The sequence below is a fragment of the Streptomyces sp. NPDC058469 genome, from assembly GCF_042721125.1.
GTDB lineage: Bacteria > Actinomycetota > Actinomycetes > Streptomycetales > Streptomycetaceae > Streptomyces.
This window is the reverse complement of sequence record NZ_JBHXME010000338.1, coordinates 1-2,512: the sequence shown is the minus strand read 5'-3', so window position 1 is coordinate 2,512 and position 2,512 is coordinate 1. Positions and strand designations below refer to the sequence as shown.

The window sequence follows — 2,512 nt, the reverse complement described above, 5'->3', positions numbered from 1 at the left end:
CTGTTCCGCTCTCGTGTGTGTGGTCCCGATTACGGGAAAACATTCACGGAGAGTTTGATCCTGGCTCAGGACGAACGCTGGCGGCGTGCTTAACACATGCAAGTCGAACGATGAACCACTTCGGTGGGGATTAGTGGCGAACGGGTGAGTAACACGTGGGCAATCTGCCCTGCACTCTGGGACAAGCCCTGGAAACGGGGTCTAATACCGGATAATACTCCCGCACTCATGTGTGGGGGTTAAAAGCTCCGGCGGTGCAGGATGAGCCCGCGGCCTATCAGCTTGTTGGTGAGGTAATGGCTCACCAAGGCGACGACGGGTAGCCGGCCTGAGAGGGCGACCGGCCACACTGGGACTGAGACACGGCCCAGACTCCTACGGGAGGCAGCAGTGGGGAATATTGCACAATGGGCGAAAGCCTGATGCAGCGACGCCGCGTGAGGGATGACGGCCTTCGGGTTGTAAACCTCTTTCAGCAGGGAAGAAGCGAAAGTGACGGTACCTGCAGAAGAAGCGCCGGCTAACTACGTGCCAGCAGCCGCGGTAATACGTAGGGCGCAAGCGTTGTCCGGAATTATTGGGCGTAAAGAGCTCGTAGGCGGCTTGTCACGTCGGGTGTGAAAGCCCGGGGCTTAACCCCGGGTCTGCATTCGATACGGGCTAGCTAGAGTGTGGTAGGGGAGATCGGAATTCCTGGTGTAGCGGTGAAATGCGCAGATATCAGGAGGAACACCGGTGGCGAAGGCGGATCTCTGGGCCATTACTGACGCTGAGGAGCGAAAGCGTGGGGAGCGAACAGGATTAGATACCCTGGTAGTCCACGCCGTAAACGGTGGGAACTAGGTGTTGGCGACATTCCACGTCGTCGGTGCCGCAGCTAACGCATTAAGTTCCCCGCCTGGGGAGTACGGCCGCAAGGCTAAAACTCAAAGGAATTGACGGGGGCCCGCACAAGCAGCGGAGCATGTGGCTTAATTCGACGCAACGCGAAGAACCTTACCAAGGCTTGACATACACCGGAAAGCATTAGAGATAGTGCCCCCCTTGTGGTCGGTGTACAGGTGGTGCATGGCTGTCGTCAGCTCGTGTCGTGAGATGTTGGGTTAAGTCCCGCAACGAGCGCAACCCTTGTCCTGTGTTGCCAGCGTGCCCTTCGGGGTGACGGGGACTCACAGGAGACCGCCGGGGTCAACTCGGAGGAAGGTGGGGACGACGTCAAGTCATCATGCCCCTTATGTCTTGGGCTGCACACGTGCTACAATGGCCGGTACAATGAGCTGCGATACCGTGAGGTGGAGCGAATCTCAAAAAGCCGGTCTCAGTTCGGATTGGGGTCTGCAACTCGACCCCATGAAGTCGGAGTTGCTAGTAATCGCAGATCAGCATTGCTGCGGTGAATACGTTCCCGGGCCTTGTACACACCGCCCGTCACGTCACGAAAGTCGGTAACACCCGAAGCCGGTGGCCCAACCCCCTTGTGGGGAGGGAGCTGTCGAAGGTGGGACTGGCGATTGGGACGAAGTCGTAACAAGGTAGCCGTACCGGAAGGTGCGGCTGGATCACCTCCTTTCTAAGGAGCATCTAGGCCGCCAAGCTTGCTTGGTGGTCCAGGGCCATTACGTCGGCACACGTCCGACGGTGGTTGCTCAAGGGTGGAACGTTGATTATTCGGTGTCGCTGCTCATCTCGGGCTGCAAGTACTGTCCTTCGGGGCGTGGAAAGCTGATCACGAGTGGTGGGGATGCCGGGCACGCTGTTGGGTGTCTGAGGGTATGGCCGTATGGCTGCCTTCAGTGCCGACCCCAGTGAACTCCGGTGGTAGCCGGGGGTGATGGGTGGTTGGTCGTTGTTTGAGAACTGCACAGTGGACGCGAGCATCTGTGGCCAAGTTTTTAAGGGCGCACGGTGGATGCCTTGGCACCAGGAACCGATGAAGGACGTGGGAGGCCACGATAGTCCCCGGGGAGTCGTCAACCAGGCTTTGATCCGGGGGTTTCCGAATGGGGAAACCCGGCAGTCGTCATGGGCTGTCACCCATACCTGAACACATAGGGTATGTGGAGGGAACGCGGGGAAGTGAAACATCTCAGTACCCGCAGGAAGAGAAAACAACCGTGATTCCGGGAGTAGTGGCGAGCGAAACCGGATGAGGCCAAACCGTATACGTGTGAGACCCGGCAGGGGTTGCGTGTGCGGGGTTGTGGGATCTCTCTTTCACAGTCTGCCGGCTGTGAGGCGAGTCAGAAACCGTTGATGTAGGCGAAGGACATGCGAAAGGTCCGGCGTAGAGGGTAAGACCCCCGTAGTCGAAACATCAACGGCTCGTTTGAGAGACACCCAAGTAGCACGGGGCCCGAGAAATCCCGTGTGAATCTGGCGGGACCACCCGCTAAGCCTAAATATTCCCTGGTGACCGATAGCGGATAGTACCGTGAGGGAATGGTGAAAAGTACCGCGGGAGCGGAGTGAAATAGTACCTGAAACCGTGTGCCTACAAGCCGTGGGAGCGTCG

General features: G+C 58.4%; 2 rRNA genes. Both read left to right on the top strand.

The annotated features are described in order from the left end of the window. Window positions 1-42: 42 nt before the first annotated feature. Window positions 43-1,570, top strand: a 16S ribosomal RNA gene (locus ACFWP5_RS52235). Between the two features lie 312 nt (window positions 1,571-1,882). After that, window positions 1,883-2,512, top strand: a 23S ribosomal RNA gene (locus ACFWP5_RS52230); the annotation flags it as partial.